The sequence below is a fragment of the Mycolicibacterium cosmeticum genome (assembly GCF_000613185.1).
GTDB lineage: Bacteria > Actinomycetota > Actinomycetes > Mycobacteriales > Mycobacteriaceae > Mycobacterium > Mycobacterium cosmeticum.
The window spans coordinates 250,281-274,975 of sequence record NZ_CCBB010000003.1 but is presented as its reverse complement, the minus strand read 5'-3'; the positions used below and the strand labels follow the sequence as shown (position 1 = coordinate 274,975).

Below are 24,695 nucleotides of genomic sequence, written 5' to 3'. Positions count from 1 at the left end.
CCACCTCCATGCCCGCTGACCGGTAGTTTTCGTGGGGTGAACATCCGGCCCCTGCACCAGTCGGTGCGTCCCAGCCCGGTCTTCCTGGCGATCCTCGCGCTCACGGTGGCCGGCGGCGCGCTGGCCTGGTTCTGCGGGGACACCATCCGCCCGTTGTCCTATGCGGCGGTGTTCGTGCTCGTCGTCGCCGGCTGGTTGGTGTCGATGTGCTTGCACGAGTTCGGTCACGCCTACACGGCGTGGCGATTCGGCGACCGCGATGTCGCGGTCCGCGGTTATCTGACGCTCAATCCGCTGAAATACTCCAACCCGGTGCTCTCGATCGCGCTGCCGCTGATCTTCATCGCCCTGGGCGGGATCGGGTTGCCGGGCGGTGCGGTCTACGTCCGGACGTCGTGGATGACCGCGCGCCAACGCACCCAGGTCAGCCTGGCCGGCCCGGCGGCCAACGCTGTGCTGGCGGTGCTGCTGCTGGCCGTGACGGCCATCTTCTTCGACCCGGCACACGGAGTGTTCTGGGCCGGTGTGGCGTTCCTGGGCTTCCTCCAGGTGACCGCGCTGCTGCTGAACTTGTTGCCCATCCCTGGCCTGGACGGTTACGGCGCGCTGGAACCACATCTGAGCGACGACAACCGCCGCGCCCTGGAACCGGCCAAGCAATGGGGTTTCTTCATCCTGCTGATCCTGCTGCTGGTTCCGCAGCTCAACCAGTGGTTCTTCGGGGTGGTGTTCTGGTTCTTCGACCTGTCCGGCGTGCCGCACTGGCTGGTCGGAAACGGTGCAGCCCTGACCCGGTTCTGGTCGGCGTGGGTGTAGACCCCTTGCGACATATGCGACTTTGCGCATATATTTCGGGACATGGGTGCAGGACATGACCACAGCCACGGTGCCGATGCCCGCGTAAGCCGGATGGTGCTCGGCGCGGTCATCCTCTCGGTGTTCTTCGTCGTCGAACTGGTCACCGCGTTGACCATCAACTCGATCGCCCTGCTCGCCGACGCCGGCCACATGCTCACCGACCTGGTCGCCATGTTCATGGGCTTGACCGCCGTGCTGATCGCCCGGCGCGGTTCCACCTCCGCCGCCCGCACCTACGGCTGGCACCGCGCCGAGGTGTTCACCGCGGTCGCCAACGCCGTGCTGCTGCTCGGAGTCGCCGGCTTCATCCTGTACGAGGCCATCGAACGACTGGGCGCGGCTCCCGCCATCCCCGGCGTCCCGATGATCGTCGTCGCGCTGGCCGGCCTGCTCTCCAATGCCGTGGTGGTGCTGCTGCTGCGCTCCCAATCCGAGGCCAGCCTGGCGGTCAAGGGCGCCTACATGGAGGTCGTCGCCGACACCGTCGGCAGCATCGGCGTGCTGATCGCCGGCATCGTCACCGTCACCACCGGCTGGCCCTACGCCGACGTGGTGGTCGCCGTCCTGGTCGCGCTGTGGGTGTTGCCCCGCGCCATCGCACTGGCCAGGGCCGCGCTGCGGATCCTGTCCGAGTCGTCGCCCGACCACATCGACGTCGACGAGTTGCGCACGGCGCTAGAGGCGGTCGACGGGGTCACCGGCGTGCACGACCTGCACGTGTGGACGCTGGTGCCCGGCAAGGACATGGCAACGGCGCACCTGACCAGCACCCGGGAGTCAGCCCTGGTGCTCGACGACGCCAAGGCCGTGCTCACCGCGCGCGGGCTGGCCCATGCCACCATCCAGGTGGAGCCGCCGGACCAGTCCGGCTGCCACTGCGAAGCGCAGTACTAGGACACGCCGAGTTCGGCGCGCGCGGCGGGATCGCAGTCGTCGAGCAGATCCAGGCAGCGCGCGTACTCCGGTGTCTCGCCGATGGCGTCGGCCGCCTTGGCCAGCGCCGCCACACAGCGCAGGAAGCCGCGGTTGGGCTCGTGGCTGTAGGGCACCGGACCGAAGCCCTTCCAGCCGTTGCGCCGCAGCTGGTCCAGGCCGCGGTGATAGCCGGTGCGCGCGTAGGCATAGGCCGTGATCGCCTTGTCCTCGCTCAGCGCCTCCTCGGCCAGCGCGGCCCACGCCACCGACGCACTGGGATGCGCGGCAGCGACGATCGCCGGGTTCTCCCCCGCTTCGAGCTCTTCCTCCGCCTCGGTGTCGCCCGGCAGCAGCACCGGGTCAGGACCGAGGAGATCACCCATCCGAGTCATAAGCCCATTGTGCCGTGCGGGCGTTGACAGCCAATCGCTAGGCTTCATCAGTAGCGTCGGCAAGGGAGGACCGCAGTAGGGATGTCGAACCCAACAGGGCCGGACGACGAGCAGAAATCCGGCGAGGGCACACCGGAGGACGACGCGCCCGAGCGTCGGTACACCGCGCCGTCGGGCTTCGACGGCTCCACCCAGATCATCGACGCGGTCCCCGAACCGCCGACCGAGATCTTCTCCGCCGAGGACGCCACCGAGCTGATCGCGGCGCAGCCGGCCGGAGCACCACCGAAGAACGTTGCGCCACAGGTCATTCCACCGCGCAATGAGTCGGGCCAGCCGGTCCGCACCCGACGCAGCTGGGGCTGGGTGATCGCGGTGGTGCTGGTGATCGCGGCGCTGGTGGCGCTGGCCGTGCTGGGCACCGTGCTGCTGACCCGCAAGAGCAGCGCGGCGGTGTCGCAGGAGGAGCTGGTGCGCAACACCATCGGCAACTTCGACGGCGCGATCCAGCGGGGTGACCTGGCCACCCTGCGCAGCATCACCTGCGGGGCCACCCGCGACAGCTACGTCCAGTACAACGACAAGGCCTGGGCCGAAACCCACGCCCGGGTCGCCGCGGCCAAGCAGTACCCGGTGGTGGCGAGCATCGACCAGGTGGTGGTGCACGACGACCACGCCGAGGCCAACGTCACGACCTTCATGGCGTACGCGCCGCAGACCCGCTCCACCCGGAGTTTCGATCTGCAGTTCCGCGACGACCAGTGGAAGATCTGCCAGAACTCCTGAATCGATTTCGGCGCGCGGCCGGTCAGGACTCGATGCGGGCGCCGAGCTGGCCGAGCACCCCGTACAGGTTGGCGATGCCCCAGTGCTCGACGATGCGCCCGTCGTGGACGCGCATCGCGTCCACCGTGTCGAAAGCCACCGTGCGGCCGGTCGCCGCGATGCCGAGGAACTCGCCGCGGTGAGTGCCGTGGTAGGTCTTGTACGTCGTCACCACGTCACCGTCGACGGTCTGCCAGTGGATCTCCGGGCGGAAATCCGGGAACGCCTCCCGAAGCCGGTGGTACAGCACCCGCACGCCGTCCTTGTCCGCGGTGGTGCCGGGCTGAGGCGTGTGGTCGACGAAATCGTCGGCGAACAACTCCTCGAACAGCGCGAAATCCCCCTCCCCCTGCACCTTTTCGGTGTTCCGGCGCACCACGGCCATGGCCTGTGCTTCGCGGTCGGTGTGGGTCATCGGCGTCCTTCCGTGCTGTCGGCGGTGTCGAGTCCGGCCACGCTGGGTGCGGCGTCGTGTCCGTGCCAGGTGGCGAGCAACCGTAGCGCGTTGTCCGACGCGGTGCCCGGCTCGGTGGTGTAGACGATCAACACCTGATCTTCGTCGCCACTGGGATTGAGCGCCTGGTAGGCGACGGTGAGTTCGCCGACCAGCGGATGGTGATAGCCCTTGGTGCCGGTCGTCCGGCGCTGTACATCGTGGCGGGACCACCAGGTGCGGAATTCCTCGGAGTGGATGGACAGCTCACCGATCAACGCCGACAGCTTGGGGTCGTCGGGATAGCGGCCGGCGTCGTGGCGCAACATCGCGACGGTGTCGATGGCCACCTGCCGCCAGTCCGCATACAGCTCGCGGGCGTGCGAATCGAGGAAGACGAACCGGGCCTGGTTGCGCAGCGGCGCCGGGAGCCGGCGGAACTCGGTGATCAGGGCACCGGCCAGCCGGTTGTGCGCCAGCACATCCAGGCGCCGCCCCAGGACGAACGCCGGCGAGTGGACCAAATCCAGTCGGTCCAGCAGTTCCAGTGTCGCCGGGTGCACGCGCTGCGGCCGCGACGGGGTGCGGCGGGCGACGGGCTGCGGGCGGCCCAGCTGGTGCAGGTGCGCCCGTTCGGCATCGTCGAGCTGCAGCGCGGTGGCCAGCGCGTCGAGCACGTCGACCGAGGCACTTCGGCTGCGGCCCTGCTCCAGTCGCGTGTAGTAGTCCACGCTGACCCCGGCCAATTGCGCCAATTCCTCCCGGCGCAGGCCGGGCACCCGACGGCGGGCGAGTTCACCCTTCAGCCCGACATCGGCCGGAGCCAGCCGGGCCCGGCGCGTCTTGAGGAAGTCGGCCAGTTCGGATCGATTGCTGTCCACGACCACCAGTCTGGCGCGCATCCCGGCGGCCGGCGCGGGCGAGGGTGGCCCATTTCGTCCCAGGATGAGCCGGGCCGGGTTGACCGGCGCCGCAGCGACTTTCCGGTGGTTGTTTCGAGGGCAACACAGACCACCGACGAAAGGAAACCGACATGTCGACAGTCATCGGCTCCACCCCACTGGCCGGGCGGACCGCCGTGGTGACCGGAGCCTCCAGCGGAATCGGCGAGGCGACCGCCGAACGTCTGGCCGCGCTCGGCGCCGACGTCGCCGTCCTGGCTCGCCGCAAGGACAGACTGGACGCCGTGGTGGCGCGCATCGCCACCGCCGGGGGCACCGCACTGGCGATCCCGCTGGACGTCACCGACCGCGACGCGGTGCACGCGGCCGCCGACCGGGTATCGGCCGAACTGGGACCGGCGGATCTGGTGTTCGCCAACGCCGGCGTTCAGCTGATCTCTGGGATCGAGGAGCTGCGGGTCGACGACTGGCAGCGCCAGATCGACCTGAACATCACCGGCGTCATGAACACCATCGGCGCGTTCGTCCCCCAGTTGGTGCATGCCGCTGCGGACGGCCGGCCCAGCGATCTGATCACCACCTCGTCCATCGCGGCCACCCGGGTGCTGGAGAAGTTCTCGGTGTACTCGGCCACCAAGGCCTACCTGAGCCAGTTGACCCGGCTGCTGCGGGTGGAACTCGGCCGCAAGCGGGTCCGGGTCGCCACCGTCGAACCGGGCATGGTCGACACCGAGCTGCCCGACCACGTCACCGATCCGGACGCCAGTGGGCTGATGGCCGATCTGCTCCGCGACATCGACGTGCTCAGCCCGGCCGACATCGCCGAGACGGTGGCCTTCATCGCCTCGGTGCCCAGGCACGTGAATCTCACCGAGATCACCATTCTTCCTACCCAGCAAGCGATTTGAACACGAAGGAACGGGAGACACCATCATGAAGGTTGTTCTGATCACCGGGGCCAGCAGCGGTATCGGCGCCGCCACCGCCGAGCGGCTGTCCCGGGACGGGTACCGGCTGTTCCTCGGCGCCCGACGAACCGACCGGCTCGAAGACCTGACCCGCCGGATCACGGCCGGCGGCGGACACGCCGCGTTCGCACGCCTGGACGTCACCGACGCCGCCGACATGGAGCGGTTCGTGGACGCCGCGCACCGGTGCTACGGCCGGGTGGACGTCATCGTCAACAACGCCGGGGTGATGCCGCTGTCGCCGCTGGCGGCACGCAAGACCGACGAATGGGACCGGATGATCGACGTCAACATTCGCGGGGTGCTGCACGGCATCAGCGCGGTTCTGCCGGTGATGCAGGCCCAGGGCGGCGGACACGTCGTCAACGTCGCGTCGGTCGGCGCCCGCGAGGTGGTGCCCACCTCCGCGGTGTACAGCGCCACCAAGTTCGCCGTGCGGGCCATCACCGAAGGGCTGCGCCAGGAATCGGCGGGCGACATCCGGACCACCCTGATCTCCCCGGGCGTCACCGAATCCGAACTGGCCGAGTCGATTTCGGATGCCACGGCACGCGATGCGATGCGCGCCTACCGCGCGGTCGCGCTGCCGGCGTCAGCGATCGCGGATGCGATCGCCTACGCCGTCGCCCAACCCGCCGACGTCGATGTCAACGAGGTGATCGTCCGGCCGGCGGCCAGCCGCCAGTAGCTCAGCCGGCGCAAGCCGAACTGCCGGCTCAGCCGGCGCAAGCCGAATTGCCGGCTCAGCCGGCGGACACACTCCGGCCCGCGCTGTGCAGGTCGTTGCAGGCCTCGATGACCCGCTGGGTCATCGAGGCTTCGGCCTTCTTCAGGTAGCTGCGCGGGTCGTAGACCTTCTTGTTGCCGACCTCGCCGTCGATCTTGAGCACACCGTCGTAGTTGGAGAACATGTGTGCGGCAACCGGTCGGGTGAAGGCGTACTGGGTGTCGGTGTCGACGTTCATCTTCACCACGCCGTAGCGCAGCGAGTCCTCGATCTCGGACTTCAGCGAACCCGAGCCGCCGTGGAACACGAAGTCGAACGGCTTGGACCCCTCGGGCAGGCCCAGCTTGGCCGCGGCCACCTTCTGGCCCTCGGCCAGCACCTCGGGCTTGAGCACCACGTTGCCCGGCTTGTACACGCCGTGCACGTTGCCGAACGTCGCGGCCAGCAGGTACTTGCCGTGCTCCCCGGCGCCGAGGGCGTCGATGGTCTTCTGGAAGTCCTCGGAGCTGGTGTAGAGCTTCTCGTTGATCTCGGCCTCGACGCCGTCCTCTTCACCGCCGACGACGCCGATCTCCACCTCGAGGATGATCTTGGCGGCCGCCGTCAGCTTGAGGAGCTCCTGCGCGATCTCCAGGTTCTCGTCGATCGGCACCGCCGAGCCGTCCCACATGTGCGACTGGAACAGCGGGTCCTGTCCCTTGGCGACGCGCTCGGCCGAGATCGCGATGAGCGGGCGGACGAAGCTGTCCAGCTTGTCCTTGGGGCAGTGGTCGGTGTGCAGCGCGACGGTGATCGGGTACTTGGCGGCGATCACGTGCGCGAACTCGGCCAGCGCGGTGGCACCGACGACCATGTCCTTCACACCCAGTCCGGAACCGAATTCGGCTCCGCCGGTGGAGAACTGGATGATGCCGTCGCTGCCCGCGTCGGCGAAGCCCTTGATGGCCGCGTTGATGGTCTCCGACGACGTGCAGTTGATCGCCGGGAACGCGAAGGAGTGCTCCTTGGCACGGCCCAGCATCTCGGCATAGACCTCGGGCGTGGCGATGGGCATTGGAAACTTCCTCTCGGCTGTCCGGCTGACCCGGTCAGTATGACAAGAAGCGGGTCAGCAGGCACTGGGCGGTCTGGATTAGCGTTGCGCAGATGCGCACCGGCTCGGCTCTCGCTGTCGTCGCGTCGGGTGCTGTGCTGCTGTCGGCGGCATGTACCCGGCACCCCGCCCCGGCTCCGCCCCCGCCCGCACCGCCGCCGCCGGCCGTCGCCCCGGCCCCGGTTCTGGCCACCGACCTGCCGCCCGGGCAGGCCCAGCTGATCGTGAACGGCCGCGACGCCGGCCCGCTGGGCCCGGTGGTGTGCTCGCACCGGGACGGTTTCAGCAGGTACACCATCGGGGAAACGTCGCTGGGGGTGACCGTGGTGATCACCGACGACGACGTGCCCTCGGTCCGCTCGGTGACCATCGGCGACGCCGGCGGGGTGTCCATCGGCTACGACGCCGACGTGTCCGAGGATCCCCCCAAGGCCAGCCGCAACGGCGACACGCTGACCGTGACGGGCGCGGGTGACGGCACCGACTCGACGAACCCGGCGCACATCGTGCCCACCACCTACGCGCTCGCGGTGACCTGCCCGGTTTAAACACCCCCCGGTCGCTGCGCTCCTGCCCGCCGTCAACATCCCCCGGTCGCTGCGCTCCTGCCCGCCGTCAACATCCCCCGGTATCTTGGGGCCTCATGACCACCACCCATCTGGCCCTGATGCCGGATTTCCTCGACCCGCTCAAGCTGATCGAGCAGTTCGGCACCTGGGCCCTGGTGGGCATCCTGGTCGTCGTCTTCGTCGAGTCCGGTGTGCTGTTCCCGATCCTGCCCGGTGACACCCTGCTGTTCGTCGCCGGCATGCTGGCCGCCGGCACCGCCGCGCAGAGTGCCGCGGTGGACACCAACTTCGAGCTGTGGCAATTGCTGGTGTTCATCCCGGTGGCCGCCGTGCTCGGCGGCCAGGTCGGCTACTTCGTGGGCCGCTACCTGGGCACCGCCATGTTCAAACCGGACGCCAAGGTGCTCAAGCAGAAGTACCTCGACGAGGCGCATGCCTTCTTCGAGCAGCGCGGACCGTTCGCGATCGTGCTGGCCCGTTTCGTGCCGATCGTGCGGACGCTGGCCCCGATCACGGCCGGCGCCGCGCAGATGAAATACGCGGTGTTCACCCTCTACAACATCATCGGCGCCGTGTTGTGGGGTGTCGGCCTGACGCTGCTGGGCTACGGCCTGGGGCAGTTCGAGATCATCCAGAAGCTGCTGGAGCCCATCTTCATCCTGATCGCCGTGGTGTCCCTGGCCCCGATGATCTGGGAGTGGTACAAGCGGCGCAAAGCCGCCAAGAACGCCACCGACAACGCCTGACGTCCGCTCTAATGTGACCTCATGGCCGAGGTCGACCAGCGCGCCGTCGTCGAATTCATCGCACGACTCGGCTCGGCGATGCTGGGCGCCGACTACCCGGTCACCATCGTCCGGCGCACCCTGTCCCTGGTGGCCGCCCGTAACGGCGTCGACTGCCCGGTGCTGGTACTGCCCAACTTCGTCCAGGCCGGCGACGGCGAACTGATCACGGTCGTCAACCGCGACAAGCCGTTGCGCTACGACCAGACCTTCCCGCTCGGCGAACTGGTCGCGCGCGCCGAGCGCGGGCAGGTCGGTGCCGCGCAGGGCTGGGCCGAGCTGGAGCGGATCCACGCGCTGCCGCCGCGTTTCCCACCGTGGGTGGCGGTCCTGGGCTGCGCGGTGCAGAGCGCGGCGTACGCGCTCATCCTGCAGCCGACGGTGGTCGCGCTCGTCGCGGCCGGCGGGTTCGGTCTGCTCGTCGGCGCGCTGATGCACGTCACCGCACGCAATCCCGGGCTGCGCCAGCTGATGCCGGTGGTCTGCGCGTTCCTGGTCACCTACGTCGCGTTCAGCCTGGGCCGGCTGCTGCACATGGGCCACGACAGCCTGCGGGTGCTGATCCCGCCGCTGACGTTCTTCCTGCCCGGGGTGGCCATCACCCTGGCGGTGGTCGAGGCGTCCACCGGGCACATGGTCTCCGGCGCGGCCCGGCTGACCGGTGGGCTGATGCGGCTGGCGCAGCTGGGCCTGGGGATCATCGTCGCGATCCAGCTGCTGGGTGTCACCACCGCGGAACTGACCGACGCGCCGGTGAACAAGCTCGGCGCGTGGGCGCCGTGGTTGGGCGTCGCGGTGTACGCGGTCGGCATCATCCTCAATCTCGGTCCGCCACGCGGTTTCTGGCCGTGGCTGGTGCTGGTCCTGTTCGTCACCTACGGCGCCCAGGCCGCCACCGCCACGGTGTTCGGCGGCTATGTCAGCGGATTCGGGGGCGGCCTGGTGCTGATGTTGTGTGCGTTGGCGCTCAGCCGGTTGCCGACGACGCCGGCCGCGCAGGTGGTGCTGGCTCCCGGATTCTGGCTGCTGGTACCCAGTTCGGTGGGACTGATCGGGGTCGCCGAGCTGGCGAACGGGCGCGGCGGCGGCGCGGTGCTGGCGATGCTGGGGTCGATGATCGCGATCGCGCTGGGTTTCCAGATCGGCATCGCGCTGTGGAGCAGCGTCCCGCACCGGGAGGGCCTGGTCAGCGACAGCGGCACTCAGGACTGACCGGCCGCCTGCAGCGGGGCCTCGAGGGCGTGCGCCGCCTCCATCAGCATCCAGCCCGACAGCTGCACCGACAGGTCGCGCTCGGGGATCTCGGACGCGTTGACCGCGCCCTCGACGAACTCGGCCTGTTTGCCGCCCGGCGTCGGCACCTCGGCCGGGCGGTCCCAGAACGCGCCGAACAGCGGCCACCCGTCCACCGTCTGCCGGTTGGCCCAGGCCGCTTCGGCGGAGGCGAGCACCATTTCCCGGGCCGTCGCCCGTGCGGTGACATCGTCGGCGGTGTCCCCGGGCAGGCCGGTGGCCACCAGCGTCAGGTACCGGGCCAGGATCGCGTTGAACAGGCCGCCGTCGCCGCCGCCCGCACCCTGGATGACACCGTCGGTGGTCATGTGTTCGCGCACCGCGGCCACCAGCCGGTGCACCCGCGCCGCGTGTGCTGAGTCCTGTGTACGGACGGCCAGCTCGGTCTCCAAACCCAGCACCACCCCCTGGCAGTAGGTGTACTGAGCGCGCACCAGGGAGCCGGCCTTGATGCCATCGAACACCAGGTGGGTTTCCGGGTCGATCAACGTCTCGTCGATCCAGTCGGCCATCTGCTGGGCCCGGCGCAGCCGGTCGTAGCGGGCCAGGAAGATCGCGGCCGGGCCGTTGGCGGGGGCGTTGAAGAACTGGTCCTGTTTGCGCCAGGGGATGCCGCCGCCGTCCTCGGGCACCCAGGCGGTGAGGAACTGGTCGGCGAGCTTCTTGCATGCGCTCGGGCGGTGCACCCCGGCCAGGCGCCCGGCTCGTTCCAGGGCCAGCGCCAGCCACGCCATGTCGTCGTAGTAGTCGTTGGTCCAGGTGATGTTGCGCAGATGGTGACCGCGAACCTGCCGGGTGATCAGCGAAACACGTTGCGACGCAGGGTCTCTGAGCTGTGCATCGATCAGGCAGTCCAGCAGGTGGGCCTGCCACCAGTAGTGCCACGTGCCGAACAACCGCTGTTTGCGGGCCGCGGGCCAGGCGACGACGCCGAGCTGGGTGCCCGGCAGGCCCCACAGTCGCCTCAGGTGTCGTTCGGCGATGGCGGTCTCGGCACTGGCTGCGCGGTCGGCCCACACCTGATCCATGCCTAGATCCTGCCTCAATCGAGGCCTACCAGGCCGCCGTTATGTCGGCATGGGTGCGGATCCAGGCGTGCATGGCGATGCCGGCGGCCACACCGGCGTTGATGCTGCGGGTCGACCCGAACTGCGCGATGGACACCGTCATCCGCGCACCGGCGCTGGCCTCCGGGGTGATGCCGGGGCCCTCCTGACCGAACACCAGCAGACAGTCCCGCGGCAACACGGTGGTTTCCAGCGGCACCGAGCCGGGCACGTTGTCGACGGCGACGACCGTCAGCCCGGCCCCGGCCGCGAACTCCAGCAGCCCGGCGGTGCTGTCGTGGTGCTGCAGGCGCTGGTAGCGGTCGGTGACCATGGCACCGCGGCGGTTCCACCGGCGCCGGCCCACGATGTGCACGGTGTGCACGGCGAAGGCGTTGGCGGTGCGCACGACGGTGCCGATATTGGCGTCGCTGCCGAAGTTCTCGATCGCGATGTGCAGCGGGTGCCTGCGCCGATCGATATCGGCGACGATGGCCTCCCGGGTCCAGTACCGGTACGCGTCGACGACGTTGCGGGTGTCGCCGTCGCGCAACAGCTGCGGGTCGTAGCGGGAAGCGTCATCTCCGGAGGGCAGCGGGCCCTCCCACGGGCCGACGCCGGGGGTCTCGCCCCACTCGGTCGGGCCGGTCACTTGGTGGGGCCGGTGTTCATGCCTCGTCTCCCGCTCGCTCCGGTCCTCGCTCGTCCCTCGCTGCGATCCTCACTCGCGCTCGACTTCGGGTCACTTGGTCCACAGCCCCGCGTGCGTGCCCACCACCGACACCGTCGGGTACAGCAGTGCGGCGTTGATCTCGCCCTGCGTGCACATCGAGGCGCGCACCGCGACGGCATCCAGGCTGGCCTCCGGCAGGATCAGCAGCGAGGACCCGTACGCCGAACAGGCATGGGACAGGCCGTTTCCCGGCAGGGTCGGGCCGGTGAGCACCATTAGTGGGCCACCGCGCGCGGCCGAGTCGTCGCGATAACGCTGCGCCGTCCCGTCGATGGACAGGCCGATCAGCATGTAGCCGTTGCCGGCGAACGCCGCCGGATCGCCGAGGGCGGCCTGGGTGAGCTGGGTGCCGTCGGCGCGGAACGCGTCGACGCTGGTGGAGTGCAGCACCAGTCCGGCTTCGCTGTCGCCGGTGGGCATCAGGCCCACCGGGAACGCCGCCGGCCAGGCCACCGTGGTCTTCGGGATGCGTTCCTCCGGCGAGTACAGGTACACCCCGCGGACCTGGCTCTGATCCCGCAGCGGACCCAAACACACTGTGCCGCTGAGATGTTGGGGGTCGGCGCCGGTCACCGGCCGCAGGCTCAGGCTGGTCGCGTCGGCACAGCCGCCGATGGCGTTGGACTCGATGGGATGGGCCAGCGCGCCGTACAGACCGAACCGCAGGCTCTCCGGTTTGACGTGCGGGCCGCCGGCCTGGGCCGGGGCGGCGTCAATATCGACGAGCACCCGGTCACCGTCGAAGCGCAGATTGGCCACCGAGACGTTCCAGCCGAGCAGCGTCAGCGATTCGCCGATCCGGGCCTGCTGCGCACCGTACGGGTTACCCGGGGTGTCACCACCGGAACACGCCGCCAGCAGCAGCACCGTCAGCACGGCCGCTACCGTCCGCTTCACCCGCATTCAGGTCCGCCCGCGGCCCTTACCGACACGTTTGGTGACGATGCGCACCAGCTTTCGCGGTGCCAGCCGGCCGGCCGCGGTCAGCGCCTTGTACTGCGCGCCGGGCACGATCACCACCTCGCCCTTGGCGACCGCCGCCAGGCAGTCGCGCACCACGTCGGGCACCTCCAGCCAGAACCACGACGGCGTGCCGGACATCTCGATGCCGGCGCGGTCGTGGAACTCGGTGTGCACGAAACCGGGGCACAGCGCGTGCACGCTCACCCCGGTCCCGCCGAGCCCGTTGGCCAGCCCCTCGGAGAACGAGATCACCCAGGCCTTGGACGCCGAATAGGTGGACCCCCGGCCCGGCAGCAGCCCGGCCACGCTGGCCACGTTGATCACGGTGCCGGTGCCCGCCGCCAGCATGGGCGGCAGTGCGGCGTGGGTCAGCGCCATCACGGCGGTGACGTTGACGTCGAGCTGGGATTGCAGCCTCGCGTAGTCGGTTTTCCAGAACTCGCCCGAGGTGCCGAAGCCGGCATTGTTGACCAGTACCTGCACACCCTCGGCCAGCCGGTCGGCCACCTTGCGGCGGTCGGCTTCGACGGCCAGGTCGGCGGACAGCACCTCGACGCCGACTCGGGCGTGGTCACGCAGTTCGGCCGCGAGCGCTTCCAGTCGGGTGGTGTCGCGGGCCACCAGGACCAGGTCGAAGCCCTCGGCGGCATAGCGACGGGCGAAACCGGCGCCGATCCCCGACGTCGGGCCGGTGATCAGTGCGACGGGTTTGGCGGGTCCGGTCACCGCTGATAGTGCGGAGCTTGCCGGCCATTGCGCACCGGTGTGCGCTGGTCGACATAGCGACTCACGTCGGCACGGCCGGGCGGCAGGTCACCGCGGCCGGCGGGCAGTTCGGCCGGCCGGGGCAGCAGCGGGCGGCTCGGCGACCCACCGCGGCGGGCGAGCGCGGGCTGACCGGCGTGCACCCCGACGCCGTTGCGGCCCGGCTGCGGAATCGGCGGCAGCACGCGCAGCAGGTCGTTGAACTGCCGGACGGTGCGCAGGCCCTCGTCCCACTGGGCGCGGCTGCTGCTGATCGGCATGGCCACCAGCGTCCAGTTCTGCTCGTTCCACATGATCTCGGCGCAGTCGGGCGCGGTGTGGGCGAACGTCACCATCCGGCGGTCGCAGGCGCGGCGGGCGGCGTCGAGATTGGTGGAGTACACCATCCGCGGGCCGATCGCGCCGAGCAGCCAGATATCGCTCTCGCGGGGTTCCTTGATGTCCTTGAGCCGCAGGTCGACGACGACGTTCGTGCCGACCTTGCGGTGCAGGGCGATCACGGTGGCGACGTCGTCCAGGTCGAAGATGAACACGGCCTCACCGCGGATCTGACCGAGCACCACGTTGCGGGCGGTGACGTGCTCACCCACCGTGGACATCACGCCACGCTTCCAGCGATCGAGGATGTCGTGGGATTCGTGCTCGTAGTCGAAGCCATGCGACTTCGCCCACGACTTACGCCGCCGGCCCAAACCGCGCCGGCGGTCGATATCGACATACAACAACACGGCCGCCCCGGTGAAACAGAGCGCGGACAGTGTGAACCAGAGAGGGACCATTGGGACCTAGCGTACTTGCTGGTACCCCTCTACCGGGAACTCGTTGCGGTCACAACCCGATTACTTGCGCTGATATTGCGCCCCACCAGACACAGACTCCCGCATTTCCGGGCGGAAATGCGGGAGTCTGTGTCTGTTCGGCGGGAAGGTCAGCCCAGCACCAGGCTCTCGCCGTCGGCGCCGAGGTTGACCGGCACCACGTCGCCGTCGTGCACGTCACCGGCCAGCAGCATCTTGGCCAGCTGGTCGCCGATGGCCTGCTGGATCAGCCGCCGCAGCGGACGGGCGCCGTAGAGCGGGTCGAAACCGCGCTGCGCCAGCCATTGCTTGGCCGGCAGCGACACCTCGAGGGTGAGGCGGCGCTGCGCCAGCCGCTTCTGCAGCTGGGCCAGCTGGATGTCGACGATGGACACCAACTCACCGGGCTCCAGGCCGTGGAAGATGATCACGTCGTCCAGGCGGTTGATGAACTCCGGCTTGAACGCCGAGCGCACCGCGGCCATCACCTGCTCCTCGCTGCCGCCCGACCCGAGGTTGGACGTCAGGATGAGGATGGTGTTGCGGAAGTCGACGGTGCGGCCCTGCCCGTCGGTGAGCCGGCCCTCGTCGAGCACCTGCAGCAGCACGTCGAACACGTCCGGGTGGGCCTTCTCGACCTCGTCGAAGAGGATCACCGTGTACGGCCGCCGGCGCACCGCCTCGGTCAGCTGACCGCCCTGGTCATAGCCGATGTACCCGGGCGGGGCACCGACCAGGCGGGCCACCGAGTGCTTCTCGCCGTACTCGCTCATGTCGATGCGGACCATCGCGCGCTCGTCGTCGAACAGGAACTCCGCCAGCGCCTTGGCCAGCTCGGTCTTACCGACACCGGTGGGGCCGAGGAACATGAACGAGCCGGTCGGCCGGTTCGGGTCGGCGACACCGGCCCGCGACCGGCGCACCGCGTCGGAAACGGCCTGCACGGCCTTGCGCTGGCCGATCACCCGCTTGCCCAGCTCCTGCTCCATGCGCAGCAGCTTGGCCGTCTCACCTTCGAGCATCCGCCCGGCCGGGATACCGGTCCACGCCGACACCACCTCGGCGATGTCGTCGGGTCCGACCTCCTCCTTGAGCATCACGTTTTCGCGCGCTTCAGCCTGCGGCAGGGCGGCCTCCAGCTTCTTCTCCACCTCGGGGATGCGCCCGTAGCGCAGCTCGGCGGCCTTGGCCAGGTCGCCGTCGCGCTCGGCCCGATCGGACTCGCCGCGCAGCGCCTCCAACTGTTCCTTGAGGTCGCGGACGACGTCGATGGCGCCCTTCTCGTTCTGCCACCTAGTCGTGAGCTCCGCCAACTTTTCTTTCTGGTCGGCCAGCTCGGAGCGCAGCTTGTCCAGCCGCTCCTTGGACGCCTCGTCCTCCTCCTTGGCCAGCGCCATCTCCTCGATCTCCAGGCGGCGCACCAGGCGCTCGACCTCGTCGATCTCGACGGGCCGCGAGTCGATCTCCATCTTCAGCCGGCTGGCGGCCTCGTCGACCAGGTCGATGGCCTTGTCCGGCAGGAAGCGGGCGGTGATGTAGCGATCCGAGAGGGTGGCCGCGGCCACCAGCGCCGAGTCGGTGATGCGCACACCGTGGTGCACCTCGTAGCGGTCCTTGAGCCCGCGCAGGATGCCGACGGTGTCCTCCACCGACGGCTCGCCGACCAGCACCTGCTGGAAGCGCCGCTCCAGGGCGGCGTCCTTCTCGATGTACTTGCGGTACTCATCGAGCGTGGTGGCGCCGACCAGGCGCAGCTCACCGCGGGCCAGCATGGGCTTGATCATGTTGCCCGCGTCCATCGCGCCCTCGCCGGTCGCACCCGCGCCGACGATGGTGTGCAGCTCGTCGATGAACGTGATGATCTGACCGGCCGAGTTCTTGATGTCGTCGAGGACGGCCTTCAGCCGCTCCTCGAATTCGCCGCGGTACTTGGCGCCGGCCACCATCGACCCGAGGTCGAGCGAGACGACGGTCTTGTCCCGCAGGCTTTCGGGCACGTCGCCGGCCACGATGCGTTGGGCCAGGCCCTCGACGATCGCGGTCTTGCCGACGCCGGGTTCACCGATCAACACCGGGTTGTTCTTGGTCCGGCGACTCAGTACCTGCACGACGCGGCGGATCTCGTTGTCCCGGCCGATGACGGGGTCCAGCTTGCCGTCGCGCGCGCGGGCGGTCAGGTCGGTGGAGTACTTCTCCAGCGCCTGGTAGGTGCCCTCGGGGTCGGGGCTGGTGACCCGCGCGCTGCCGCGCACCTTGGTGAACGCGTCCCGCAGCGCCTGCGGGGAGGCACCGTGGTTGGTCAGCAGTTTGGCCGTGTCGCTGCTACCGGTGGCCAGGCCGACCAGCAGGTGTTCGGTGGAGACGTATTCGTCGTCCATCTCGGTGGCCAGCTGCTGAGCGGTGGTGATGGCCGAGATCGACTCCGGCGAGAGCTGCGGTTGCGAACTGGAACCGCTGGCACTCGGCAGCCGGCCGACGAGGCGCTCGGCCTCGGTCCGGATGGTCGCGGGCTCGACTCCGACCGCTTGCAGCAGTGGCGCGGCGATCCCGTCGTTCTGGGTCAGCAGCGCCATCAACAGATGGGCCGGCGTGATCTGCGGATTGCCGGCGGCGGTGGCCGCCTGCAGCGCCGAGGTCAGCGCCGCCTGGGTCTTCGTGGTCGGGTTGAACGAGTCCACGACACCTCCCTTTCCCTGTGGAGAAAATGCTTGTCGTACTGTCCAACGTACTCAAGGTTGAGTCTGTTCCGCTCAAGTTTACCTTTTTGGATCAGTTTTGGCGATAGTGGGCTCCGGGAGCCGCTCGGCGAGCAGCTGCGCCAGGTGGATACCCCGGCGATCGGTCAGATCGTCGAGTTGGGTGCGGCAGGAGAACCCGTCGGCCAGGATCGGCGTCGCAGCGTCGGCCGCCCGCACGGCGGGCAGCAGCTGTTGTTCGGCCACGGCAACCGACACCTCGTAGTGCCCCTTCTCCACCCCGAAGTTCCCGGCCAGGCCGCAGCACCCCGCGAGTCTGGTCACGTCGGCGCCGGCCGCGCGCAGCAACTGCGCGTCGGCACCCCAGCCCAGCACCGAGTGGTGGTGACAGTGCGGCTGGGCGACCACCGTCGTGCCCGCCAGCGGGGGCGGCTGCCAGCCCCGCGCGGTGAGCAGTTCGGCCAGGCTGTGCGTGGCGGCGCCGACCGCCTCGGCGTGCTCGCCGCCGACGAGTTCGGCCGCGTCGGAGCGCAGCACCGCGGTGCACGACGGTTCCATGCCCAGCACCGGTACCCCGCGCTGCACGGCCGGCGCCAGGGCGGACAGGGTGCGCCCGAGGATGCGCCGCGCCGCGTCGAGCTGGCCGGTGGAGATCCAGGTCAGGCCGCAGCACTGCTGCTCGTCGGTGAGCCGGGGCCGGTATCCGGCGTCCTGCAGGACGCGGACGGTCGCGATACCCACCTCGGGCGCGAAGTAGTTGGTGAAGGTGTCGACGAACAGCAGCACCTCATCGGTGCCCGGCGGCCCCGCCGTATCGCCGCCGGAAACGTTGCGGCGGAACCATCTCCGGAACGTCTCCGGTGCGAACGCGGGCACCGACCGGCGCGGGTCCACCCCGGCCGCCGTCAGCGCTGCCCGCCCGACAACCGGTAGTCCGATCACCGAGTTGGCCAACCGGGGGGCCACCGCTGCCGCCTTCGCCCAGCGCGGCAGCCAGCCCAGCGAGTAGTGCGACGCCGGGCGGACCCGCCGCCGGTAGCTCTGGTGCAGCACCTCGGCCTTGTAGGCGGCCATGTCGACGCCCGTCGGGCAGTCCGAGGCGCAGCCCTTGCACGACAGGCAGAGGTCCAGGGCCTCATGCACTTCCGGGGACCGCCAGCCGCCACGCACCTCACCGCCGTTGACCATCTCCTGCAGTACCCGGGCCCGGCCCCGGGTGGAGTCCTTCTCCTCCCGGGTGGCCGCATACGACGGGCACATCACCTCGCCGATCCCGCTGTTGTCCGCGCGGCACTTGCCCACCCCGGTGCACCGGTGCACCGCCTGGCTGAAGTCCCCGTCGTCGTGCCGGTAGGCCAGGGCCAGGTTGCGCCGCAGGGCCGGGGCGGCGGGCACCCTCAGGTCGGCGTCCAGCGGAGCGGGTCGCACCACCACACCGGGATTGAGCAGATCGTCGGGGTCGAAGGTGTGTTTGACCGCGGCCAGCAGCGCCAGCGCGTCCGGCGAGTACATCAGCGGCAGCAGTTCACCACGTGCCCGGCCGTCGCCGTGCTCCCCGGACAGCGATCCGCCGTAGCCGGCCACCAGGGTGGCGGCGGCGGACACGAAATCCCGGAACACCGCGGTGCCGCCGGGGCGGTCCAGCGGCAGGTCGATGCGGATGTGCAGGCAGCCCTCGCCGAAATGGCCGTACGGCATGCCGGTGACCCCGAATTCGGCCATTAGCGCGTCGAATTCGCGCAGATAGTCGCCGAGCCGGTCCGGCGGCACGGCCGCGTCCTCCCAGCCGGCGTGCGCGGGCCGTCCGACGGGACTGCGGGCGGCCAGGCCGGCTCCGTCGGCCCGGATCCGCCAGAGTGCGGCGGCCCGCGCCTGATCCTCGACCACCAGGGCGTCGACGGCACCGCAGGTGCGGGACACCTCGACGGCGCGCCGGTGCGCCTCGTCGCTCGTGTCACCCACCACTTCGACGAAAACCCATGCCGCACCGGCGGGTAACGGCGGGACGGCGCCGGCGCCCTTGCGCTCGCGCACCACGTCGACGATGCGGGAGTCGATGCCTTCGCACGCCGACGGGCGGTGCGCCACGATCACCGGGGCGGCGTCACCGGCCGTCGCGATATCGGGGTAGCCCAGCACCACCAGTATCCGGTGGGCGGGTTCGCGCACCAGATCCACCGTCGCCTCGATGCACACCGCGAGCGTGCCCTCGCTGCCCACCAGCAACCGGGCGACGTCGAACCCGTTCTCGGGCAACAGGTGTTCCAGGGAGTATCCGGAGACCTGCCTGCCGAACCGGCCGAATTCGGTGCGGATGGTGGCCAGTCCGGACCGGGTCACGTCGGCCAGCGCATCGAGCATCGGTGTGGCCGGACGGTCGGCGCCGCGCCATCCCGACACCAGCCGCAGGTCGTCGCCCGCCGCGGTGAGAACCCGCATGGCGGCGACGTTGTCGGAGGTCCGGCCGTAGCCCAGGGCCCGGGACCCGCAGGCGTTGTTGCCGATCATCCCGCCGATGGTGCAGCGCGACAGCGACGACGGGTCCGGCCCGAACCGCAGACCGAACGGCGCGGCCGCCCGTTGCAGCACCGCCTGCACCACACCGGGTTGCACCACGGCGGTGCGGGCGTCGGGATCGATGGCCAGTACCCGGTTCATGTACCGGCTGAAGTCGAGGACCACGCCGGCGCCCACCGCATTACCGGCGATCGAGGTGCCGCCGCCGCGCGCGGTGACGGGCACCCGCTGCTCCCGGCACACCCGCAGGACCGCCGCCACCTCGTCATGGTCGGCGGGACAGACCACCGCGGTCGGGATCACCCGGTACAGCGACGCGTCCGAGGAATAGGCGGCCCTGCTGGTGCCGTCCACCCGGACGTCGCCGATCCCGGCGGCCCGCAGGGCGGCGTGCAGCGCTTGCACCTCGGTCATTCCTGGCATGCTACGTCAGTCGTAGCATGCTAGGAACCGCCCGGTCTTGCTACAGTGCGGCCATGGCCGGTCCAGATCGCGAGGACGACGGGCTCGCACTGGCCCCACTGCAGGGCAGCGGCCGGCGCGCCGAGCAGGTGATGGAGGCGGTGCGCGCGGCCATCGACGCCGGCACCATGCGCCCCGGGGTCAAGTACTCGGTCTATCGCCTCGCCGACGCGCTGGCGGTATCGCGCACCCCCGTCCGCGATGCCCTGCTGCGGCTCGAGGAAGTGGGGCTGATCCGATTCGAGGCCCGGCAGGGCTTCCGCATCCTGCTGCCCGACCCGAAAGAGATCGCCGACATCTTCGCCATCCGGCTGGCCCTGGAACTGCCCGCGGTCGGCCGGGCCGCCGTCGGCTGCGACGCGGCACTGAGCGCGCAACTGCGGCACCGGATGCAGCTGCTGCGGACCGCCGCCGACGCCGGCGACGAACGCACCTTCGCCCGGCACGACCACCTGCTGCACGACGACATCCTGGCCGCGGCCGGAAATGCCCGCGCCAGGGCGATCATCGGGTCGCTGCGCGAGTCCACCCGCCTGCTCGGTGCCACCACCGCCGACCGGGACCGCAGCCTGTTCGACATCGATGCCGAACACCGGCCGGTGATCACCGCCATCACCGAGAACCGGCCGGCTGAGGCCGTCGCGGCGATGCGCCACCACCTCACCTCGACCGGGCAGCTGTTGGTCGCCCAGGCCATCCGCGACCAGGATGCACCGTTGGACACCGCGACCGTGTGGGCGCGGGCGGTGACCTGACACGGGGTGCGCCGCGGTGCGAATCAGGGCATTCTCCGACGTCGCGGGCTAGCGTCTTGTTATGTCCGGCTACCGAGATTTCGAATTCGAGCGGAAGTTCGTCGTCGACGAACTGCCCGCCATCGCAGCATCGGACCCCAGCCCCGTCCTGATCGTGCAGGCCTACCTGTTCGCGGCCGACGGGTACGCGGTCCGCGTCCGCGTGCAGGGACCCGCTGTCGCCGAACCGGATCGGGCTCCCGCCGACCTGGTGGCGGCGCTGGGTGACGAGTCGATCGGCACCATGACCGCCAAGGGCCCCGCGGCCGGCGGCACCCGGTACGAGGCCGAACGCGAACTCGACCCGATGGTCGCGGGCCAGATCGTGCAGCGCGCCGAGCATGTGGTGGCCAAGATCCGCTACTCGGTGTGGCTGAACGAGGACGGCTGGATCCTGGACCGCTTCCTGGGCGCCAACGCCCCTCTGGTGCTGGCCGAGGTGGAGCGCGGCGGGCCCGTCGTCGACCTGGTGATCCCGGATTTCTGCGTCACCGAGGTGTCCGAAGACGATCGGTTCCGCAACGAGTACCTGGCGCACCGGCCGTTCGGCGGATGGGCGGACGCCTATCGGCGCGAGTTCGCCGAGCAGGGACCGACCTTCGTGGCCAACCTGGGCCAGAACCGGTTCGGGGGGACCTGACATGCGCGTGGCCCCGGTGTTGGCATCTGCGGTGCTGTGTTCGGCCATCGCGCTGGCGGGCTGCACCCGGGAGACCCCCGGCGCCGCGGTACCACCGCCGGGGCTGACCGCGCTGCCGCGGTCCGACGAGGACCGGATCGCCGACCTGGTCGACCGCTTCGAGCAGGCTTGGAACGACCGGGAATTCGGCCAGATGCGGGAGTTGATGTGCGCCGAGATGCGGGGGCAGCGTGAGTTCGGCGAGGACAGCCTGCGGGAGGCGCGGTCGGGGTCCGGCCGGCTGGATCTGGAGATCACCGACCTGGAGATCGGCGACGGCAGTGCGACGGCCGTGATCGAGAACCACGGCGAGGATCCCGACGACATCGCCTTCGAATACGAAGGCGGCGAGTGGAAATGGTGCGAGTTCTGAAGCGCTCAGCCCGGATAGTCCCAGAACTGCAACCAGGTGATGCTCGCGAACACGGTGAGCGTCACAGCGTACACCGCGCACACCGCCGCGGCGCCGCGCACGCTGATCGCCCGGCTTCGGCCTGCCACGGGATCCAGCCAGCGCCGGGTCCGCGCCACCGCGAACGGCATCAGCACCCACTGCATCAGTGACACGCTGGCCACCTGGCTCAGCCACATCGCCAGCCAGGGCTCGGCGCCGAACCGGTCGAGTACCGGACCGAGGAAGCGCGCCAGCAGCATCACCGTCGGGTACAGCACCATCAGCACGAGCATCGCCGTCTTCCAACTCGGCGTCATCTCCGTCTTGCCGTTCTCGAAACGCACCGTGGTGCCCAGCGGGGTGGTGTGCGAGAAGGTGGAGAAGTCGTGGTCCAGCGCCGAGCGCAGCGACGGCAGCGCCGCAATCCGTTGCGGGGATTTCAGCCAGCCGGACAGCAGGTTCTCGGTGCGGAACCGGATCAGTGTCAGCCACTCGCCTCCGGGCCCGGTGCCGGGGAACACCACCGTGCCCTCGTAACCGGAGAAGCCCGCGCTGGCCGTCGTCAGATCGCCCTGCGCGGCGATGAAGTCGGCTTCCCGGCCCACCGACACCGGATGCCGGAACACCGCGACCCCGGGCGGGGTGCACTCGCCCTCCACCACGACCAGATCGGATGACGCCCGGTGCAGGCCGCGCGCCCGGCCGTCGCGCAGCACCGCCGCATGCGCCGCGCTGTCCAGCCAGGCGTGCAACTGTCCCTCGGTGCCGAAGGTGGCCGACACCGCCAGCTGCAGGCGCGGGTCGGTGTGCACCGACACCGCCGCGTCGACGAAGCCGGGTGCAGCCCGGGCGACGGCGGCCAGCTCGCCGGCCCAGGCGTCGAACGCGGTCTGGTCGGCGGGGCGATGGAAGAAAGTGACGACGATGGCACTCATGACATCCTCACGGGTTCAGGTGACGGCCCTGGACGTAGACGGCGGCGACCGATGATTCACGCAACCCCAGCAGCAGCGCGAAAAGTGTTTGATCACGCGCCAATTGGGGTTCGGCCGACCGGATCCCGGTGGTCAGTGCGGCGGACAGGGCGGGCGTTCGGGCCGGGTCGACGACGACGAAGTCGGCCTCTTTGCCGGCGTCGAAGTTGCCGAACCGGTGTTCCATGTCCAGTGCCCTGGCCCCGCCGAGGGTGCCCAGGAACAACAGCTCGGCGGGGTGCAGTGACGTTCCGGCGTCCCCGTCCTCGGAGATGTGCACCTTGAACGCGTCGCCCAGCACCCTCGGGATGAGCCATTCGTCACCCCCACCGAAATCCGTTCCGGCCGAGAGGTTCACCCCCGATGCGACGGTGCGCCGCCACGGCATGGTGCCCGATCCGAGGAACAGTTGTGACACCGGGCAGTGCGAGATGGAGGTGCCGGTCTCGGCCATCCGGGCCAGTTCGGCGTCGGTGCAGTGCACCGCGTGCGCCAGGACGGTCCGCCGGCCCAGCAGGCTGGCCCCGCCGACGGCGGACCCCGGCAGGAACCGGCCGTCGTAGGTGTCCAGATAGGACTGCACCCCGTAGGTCGACTTGGTGACGTCCACCTCCCCCGTGCCGGGGCGGTTGTTCTCGTTGAGATGGGTGTGCATGTACACGCCGCGATCGCGCACCGAATCGTAGAGATCGCCAAGGTTTTTCAGCGTCTCGGTGGTGACCGACAGGGCGAATCTGGGCACCACGGCGACGTGCAGCAGCGCGGTGTCCACATCACCGGTGTCCGCGGCGTGCCACCGATCGATCTCGGCCCGGGTGAGCCGGATGGCGTCGTCCTCCGAGGTGAGCAGTGGGCCCGCCGAGTCCGGGCCGACGGTCTGGATGCCGCGGCCGCTGACGATCCGCAGCCCGCGCCGCTGCGTCTCGGTGAACAACGCATCCTGGGCGTGCGGGAAGGCCGAGCCGAACACCATCGCGGCGGTGGTGCCCGCCGCGATCCGCCGGTCGCAGAACTCGGCGGCCGCCGCGGCCGCGAAGACCGGGTCGGCGAACCGGGACTCGGCGGGAAAGATGCACTGGGTGAGCCACTCCAGCAGCTGTCCGCCACCGTAGGAGTCCCCGGCGTAGGTCTGCGGGAAATGGATGTGGGTGTCGACGAAGCCGGGCAGCAGATAACCCGGCCGGTGGTCGTGGACCACCGCGGCGGCATACTCCGACGGGATATCGGTTCGGCTGCCGCAGAAGGCAATCCGCCCGCGGCCGTCGAGCACCAGCGCGCCGTCGGGGATGGACACCAGGGCGCCCGGTGACTCGCTGATGGCCGGGCTGCCCGCGATGTGGAAGATGTGCCCGTAGTGGATCTGACTCACGGTGTCCAGGGGAACACGGATGCCGGTGGATTGCCGGGCAAGTGGCGCAAACCGTGGTGGATGTTAGGTTCTGCGCTATGTCCGGGAATTTCGGTTCGACGCTGACCGAGCTCGTCCCTCTGGCCCTGGTGATCGCGCTGTCACCGTTGACCATCATCCCCGCCGTGTTGGCCCTGCACACCGCGCAACCGCGCCGGACCGGGCTGATGTTCCTGCTGGGCTGGCTGCTCGGCACGGGCCTGCTGACCGGGATCTTCGTCGAGGTCTCCGACCTGATGGGCACGCTGGACAAACCGCCGGTCTGGGCGTCGTGGCTGCGGATCGCGGTGGGTGCGTTGCTCATCGTGTTCGGCGCCTACCGCTGGTTCACCCGCAACCAGTCCGAGCATTCGCCGGCCTGGATGCGCAAGCTGGCCGACCTCACCCCGGTGCGCGCGCTGGCGACCGCGGCAGTCCTGGCGGTGGTCAACCCCAAGGTGTTGTTCATCTGCGCCGCAGCCGGTTTGGCCATCGGCACCGCCGGACTGGGCCGGGTGCACGCCTGGGTGGCACTGATCTATTTCGTCGCGGTGGCCGCGTCGACGGTGGCCATCCCGATCCTGGCCTACGCGGTATCCGGTGACCGGTTGGCCCAGCCGCTCGCCCGGCTCACGCGGTGGCTGGAGCGCCAGCACGGCGCCCTGGTCGCGGCGATCCTCGTCGTGATCGGTGTCCTGGTGTTGTACAAGGGAATTCACGGACTGTGA

25 protein-coding genes are annotated in these 24,695 nt (G+C 69.8%); 12 read left to right on the top strand and 13 right to left on the bottom strand.

The window, feature by feature from the left end:
• The first annotated feature begins 36 nt into the window (after positions 1 to 36).
• The gene (locus BN977_RS20325; protein WP_036401014.1) at positions 37 to 816 is read left to right on the top strand and encodes a site-2 protease family protein; all 780 of its coding nucleotides are present in this window, start codon (positions 37 to 39) and stop codon (positions 814 to 816) included.
• 42 nt (positions 817 to 858) lie between these two features.
• The gene (locus tag BN977_RS20320) at positions 859 to 1,752 is read left to right on the top strand and encodes a cation diffusion facilitator family transporter (protein WP_036401012.1); all 894 of its coding nucleotides are present in this window, start codon (positions 859 to 861) and stop codon (positions 1,750 to 1,752) included.
• On the opposite strand, the gene BN977_RS20315 is transcribed toward BN977_RS20320, so the two are convergent.
• The gene (locus tag BN977_RS20315) at positions 1,749 to 2,165 is read right to left on the bottom strand and encodes a DUF3151 domain-containing protein (protein WP_024451631.1); all 417 of its coding nucleotides are present in this window, start codon (positions 2,163 to 2,165) and stop codon (positions 1,749 to 1,751) included. The two genes, BN977_RS20320 and BN977_RS20315, sit on opposite strands and share 4 nt — an antisense overlap.
• A gap of 81 nt (positions 2,166 to 2,246) precedes the next feature.
• Here BN977_RS20315 and BN977_RS20310 point away from each other — a divergent pair, with 81 nt between their 5' ends.
• Positions 2,247 to 2,951 carry an Rv0361 family membrane protein gene (locus BN977_RS20310; RefSeq protein WP_024451630.1) on the top strand — a complete coding sequence of 235 codons (705 nt, stop codon included), beginning with the start codon at positions 2,247 to 2,249 and terminating at the stop codon, positions 2,949 to 2,951.
• Between the two features lie 22 nt (positions 2,952 to 2,973).
• Here the strand turns inward: BN977_RS20310 and BN977_RS20305 are convergent, their stop codons facing one another.
• Both BN977_RS20305 and BN977_RS20300 read right to left on the bottom strand, forming a co-directional pair.
• Positions 2,974 to 3,405, bottom strand: coding sequence for an ester cyclase (locus BN977_RS20305; protein ID WP_036401010.1), 432 nt, complete (start codon positions 3,403 to 3,405; stop codon positions 2,974 to 2,976).
• A complete protein-coding gene (locus BN977_RS20300) occupies positions 3,402 to 4,325 on the bottom strand; it encodes a helix-turn-helix transcriptional regulator (protein ID WP_036401008.1) in 924 nt (307 codons plus the stop codon). The genes BN977_RS20305 and BN977_RS20300 overlap by 4 nt, the downstream gene beginning before the upstream one ends.
• A 131-nt stretch (positions 4,326 to 4,456) precedes the next feature.
• Here BN977_RS20300 and BN977_RS20295 point away from each other — a divergent pair, with 131 nt between their 5' ends.
• Complete coding sequence (locus tag BN977_RS20295; RefSeq protein WP_036401006.1) at positions 4,457 to 5,233, top strand: SDR family oxidoreductase; 777 nt, start codon at positions 4,457 to 4,459, stop codon at positions 5,231 to 5,233.
• Positions 5,234 to 5,258: 25 nt separating this feature from the next.
• Positions 5,259 to 5,981: an SDR family oxidoreductase gene (locus tag BN977_RS20290; protein ID WP_024451627.1), complete on the top strand. Its 723-nt coding sequence runs from the start codon at positions 5,259 to 5,261 to the stop codon at positions 5,979 to 5,981.
• Between the two features lie 55 nt (positions 5,982 to 6,036).
• Here the strand turns inward: BN977_RS20290 and fbaA are convergent, their stop codons facing one another.
• Positions 6,037 to 7,074 carry a class II fructose-bisphosphate aldolase gene (gene fbaA / locus BN977_RS20285; protein ID WP_024451626.1) on the bottom strand — a complete coding sequence of 346 codons (1,038 nt, stop codon included), beginning with the start codon at positions 7,072 to 7,074 and terminating at the stop codon, positions 6,037 to 6,039.
• A 92-nt stretch (positions 7,075 to 7,166) separates the two neighbouring features.
• On the opposite strand from fbaA, the gene BN977_RS20280 reads away from it, so the two are divergent.
• The 3 genes from BN977_RS20280 to BN977_RS20270 all read left to right on the top strand — a co-directional run bounded on the left by BN977_RS20280 (position 7,167) and on the right by BN977_RS20270 (position 9,679).
• Complete coding sequence (locus BN977_RS20280) at positions 7,167 to 7,661, top strand: lipoprotein LpqH (protein WP_051561745.1); 495 nt, start codon at positions 7,167 to 7,169, stop codon at positions 7,659 to 7,661.
• Positions 7,662 to 7,756: 95 nt separating this feature from the next.
• On the top strand, positions 7,757 to 8,428 hold the full coding sequence (locus BN977_RS20275; RefSeq protein WP_036401004.1) for a VTT domain-containing protein: 672 nt from the start codon (positions 7,757 to 7,759) through the stop codon (positions 8,426 to 8,428).
• Positions 8,429 to 8,449: 21 nt separating this feature from the next.
• Positions 8,450 to 9,679, top strand: coding sequence for a threonine/serine exporter family protein (locus BN977_RS20270; protein WP_036401003.1), 1,230 nt, complete (start codon positions 8,450 to 8,452; stop codon positions 9,677 to 9,679).
• Here BN977_RS20270 and BN977_RS20265 read toward each other — a convergent pair.
• The 7 genes from BN977_RS20265 to BN977_RS20235 form a co-directional block, all read right to left on the bottom strand.
• The gene (locus BN977_RS20265; protein ID WP_036401001.1) at positions 9,670 to 10,788 is read right to left on the bottom strand and encodes a glycoside hydrolase family 76 protein; all 1,119 of its coding nucleotides are present in this window, start codon (positions 10,786 to 10,788) and stop codon (positions 9,670 to 9,672) included. The two genes, BN977_RS20270 and BN977_RS20265, sit on opposite strands and share 10 nt — an antisense overlap.
• 25 nt (positions 10,789 to 10,813) lie before the next feature.
• Complete coding sequence (locus BN977_RS20260; RefSeq protein ID WP_036400999.1) at positions 10,814 to 11,458, bottom strand: TrmH family RNA methyltransferase; 645 nt, start codon at positions 11,456 to 11,458, stop codon at positions 10,814 to 10,816.
• A 90-nt stretch (positions 11,459 to 11,548) separates the two neighbouring features.
• Positions 11,549 to 12,442, bottom strand: coding sequence for a hypothetical protein (locus BN977_RS20255; RefSeq protein ID WP_051561743.1), 894 nt, complete (start codon positions 12,440 to 12,442; stop codon positions 11,549 to 11,551).
• Positions 12,443 to 13,228 carry an SDR family NAD(P)-dependent oxidoreductase gene (locus tag BN977_RS20250; RefSeq protein ID WP_036400996.1) on the bottom strand — a complete coding sequence of 262 codons (786 nt, stop codon included), beginning with the start codon at positions 13,226 to 13,228 and terminating at the stop codon, positions 12,443 to 12,445.
• Positions 13,225 to 14,046 carry a trehalose monomycolate transport factor TtfA gene (ttfA, locus tag BN977_RS20245; protein ID WP_036400993.1) on the bottom strand — a complete coding sequence of 274 codons (822 nt, stop codon included), beginning with the start codon at positions 14,044 to 14,046 and terminating at the stop codon, positions 13,225 to 13,227. The genes BN977_RS20250 and ttfA overlap by 4 nt, the downstream gene beginning before the upstream one ends.
• Positions 14,047 to 14,195: 149 nt before the next feature.
• Complete coding sequence (gene clpB, locus BN977_RS20240) at positions 14,196 to 16,742, bottom strand: ATP-dependent chaperone ClpB (RefSeq protein ID WP_036400990.1); 2,547 nt, start codon at positions 16,740 to 16,742, stop codon at positions 14,196 to 14,198.
• A gap of 78 nt (positions 16,743 to 16,820) precedes the next feature.
• Entirely contained in the window at positions 16,821 to 19,700 is a 2,880-nt protein-coding gene (locus BN977_RS20235; protein WP_036400987.1) for an FAD-binding and (Fe-S)-binding domain-containing protein, read from the bottom strand.
• Positions 19,701 to 19,753: 53 nt separating this feature from the next.
• Here BN977_RS20235 and BN977_RS20230 point away from each other — a divergent pair, with 53 nt between their 5' ends.
• The 3 genes from BN977_RS20230 to BN977_RS20220 all read left to right on the top strand — a co-directional run bounded on the left by BN977_RS20230 (position 19,754) and on the right by BN977_RS20220 (position 21,585).
• The gene (locus tag BN977_RS20230; RefSeq protein ID WP_036400985.1) at positions 19,754 to 20,494 is read left to right on the top strand and encodes a GntR family transcriptional regulator; all 741 of its coding nucleotides are present in this window, start codon (positions 19,754 to 19,756) and stop codon (positions 20,492 to 20,494) included.
• A 61-nt stretch (positions 20,495 to 20,555) separates the two neighbouring features.
• Positions 20,556 to 21,173, top strand: coding sequence for a CYTH domain-containing protein (locus tag BN977_RS20225; RefSeq protein ID WP_024454582.1), 618 nt, complete (start codon positions 20,556 to 20,558; stop codon positions 21,171 to 21,173).
• A 1-nt stretch (position 21,174) separates the two neighbouring features.
• Positions 21,175 to 21,585: an Rv0361 family membrane protein gene (locus BN977_RS20220; RefSeq protein ID WP_036400982.1), complete on the top strand. Its 411-nt coding sequence runs from the start codon at positions 21,175 to 21,177 to the stop codon at positions 21,583 to 21,585.
• Positions 21,586 to 21,590: 5 nt separating this feature from the next.
• Here BN977_RS20220 and BN977_RS20215 read toward each other — a convergent pair whose 3' ends face one another.
• A complete protein-coding gene (locus tag BN977_RS20215; RefSeq protein WP_036400979.1) occupies positions 21,591 to 22,541 on the bottom strand; it encodes a putative antibiotic biosynthesis monooxygenase in 951 nt (316 codons plus the stop codon).
• Positions 22,542 to 22,548: 7 nt separating this feature from the next.
• Positions 22,549 to 23,949 (bottom strand): guanine deaminase, encoded by a 1,401-nt coding sequence (locus BN977_RS20210; RefSeq protein WP_051561741.1) that lies wholly within the window; start codon positions 23,947 to 23,949, stop codon positions 22,549 to 22,551.
• Positions 23,950 to 24,026: 77 nt separating this feature from the next.
• On the opposite strand from BN977_RS20210, the gene BN977_RS20205 reads away from it, so the two are divergent.
• On the top strand, positions 24,027 to 24,695 hold the full coding sequence (locus BN977_RS20205) for a GAP family protein (RefSeq protein WP_024454578.1): 669 nt from the start codon (positions 24,027 to 24,029) through the stop codon (positions 24,693 to 24,695).

Coding starts and splice junctions, on each gene's coding strand:
- BN977_RS20300 (WP_036401008.1), bottom strand. CDS start 4,325: ATGCGCGCCAGACTGGTGGTCGTGGACAGCAATCGATCCGAACTGGCC.
- BN977_RS20305 (WP_036401010.1), bottom strand. CDS start 3,405: ATGACCCACACCGACCGCGAAGCACAGGCCATGGCCGTGGTGCGCCGG.
- BN977_RS20295 (WP_036401006.1), top strand. CDS start 4,457: ATGTCGACAGTCATCGGCTCCACCCCACTGGCCGGGCGGACCGCCGTG.
- ttfA (WP_036400993.1), bottom strand. CDS start 14,046: ATGGTCCCTCTCTGGTTCACACTGTCCGCGCTCTGTTTCACCGGGGCG.
- BN977_RS20225 (WP_024454582.1), top strand. CDS start 20,556: ATGTCCGGCTACCGAGATTTCGAATTCGAGCGGAAGTTCGTCGTCGAC.
- BN977_RS20220 (WP_036400982.1), top strand. CDS start 21,175: ATGCGCGTGGCCCCGGTGTTGGCATCTGCGGTGCTGTGTTCGGCCATC.
- BN977_RS20265 (WP_036401001.1), bottom strand. CDS start 10,788: ATGGATCAGGTGTGGGCCGACCGCGCAGCCAGTGCCGAGACCGCCATC.
- BN977_RS20215 (WP_036400979.1), bottom strand. CDS start 22,541: ATGAGTGCCATCGTCGTCACTTTCTTCCATCGCCCCGCCGACCAGACC.
- BN977_RS20235 (WP_036400987.1), bottom strand. CDS start 19,700: ATGCCAGGAATGACCGAGGTGCAAGCGCTGCACGCCGCCCTGCGGGCC.
- BN977_RS20255 (WP_051561743.1), bottom strand. CDS start 12,442: ATGCGGGTGAAGCGGACGGTAGCGGCCGTGCTGACGGTGCTGCTGCTG.
- BN977_RS20275 (WP_036401004.1), top strand. CDS start 7,757: ATGACCACCACCCATCTGGCCCTGATGCCGGATTTCCTCGACCCGCTC.
- BN977_RS20290 (WP_024451627.1), top strand. CDS start 5,259: ATGAAGGTTGTTCTGATCACCGGGGCCAGCAGCGGTATCGGCGCCGCC.
- BN977_RS20205 (WP_024454578.1), top strand. CDS start 24,027: ATGTCCGGGAATTTCGGTTCGACGCTGACCGAGCTCGTCCCTCTGGCC.
- fbaA (WP_024451626.1), bottom strand. CDS start 7,074: ATGCCCATCGCCACGCCCGAGGTCTATGCCGAGATGCTGGGCCGTGCC.
- BN977_RS20280 (WP_051561745.1), top strand. CDS start 7,167: ATGCGCACCGGCTCGGCTCTCGCTGTCGTCGCGTCGGGTGCTGTGCTG.
- BN977_RS20315 (WP_024451631.1), bottom strand. CDS start 2,165: ATGACTCGGATGGGTGATCTCCTCGGTCCTGACCCGGTGCTGCTGCCG.
- BN977_RS20230 (WP_036400985.1), top strand. CDS start 19,754: ATGGCCGGTCCAGATCGCGAGGACGACGGGCTCGCACTGGCCCCACTG.
- BN977_RS20270 (WP_036401003.1), top strand. CDS start 8,450: ATGGCCGAGGTCGACCAGCGCGCCGTCGTCGAATTCATCGCACGACTC.
- BN977_RS20320 (WP_036401012.1), top strand. CDS start 859: ATGGGTGCAGGACATGACCACAGCCACGGTGCCGATGCCCGCGTAAGC.
- BN977_RS20310 (WP_024451630.1), top strand. CDS start 2,247: ATGTCGAACCCAACAGGGCCGGACGACGAGCAGAAATCCGGCGAGGGC.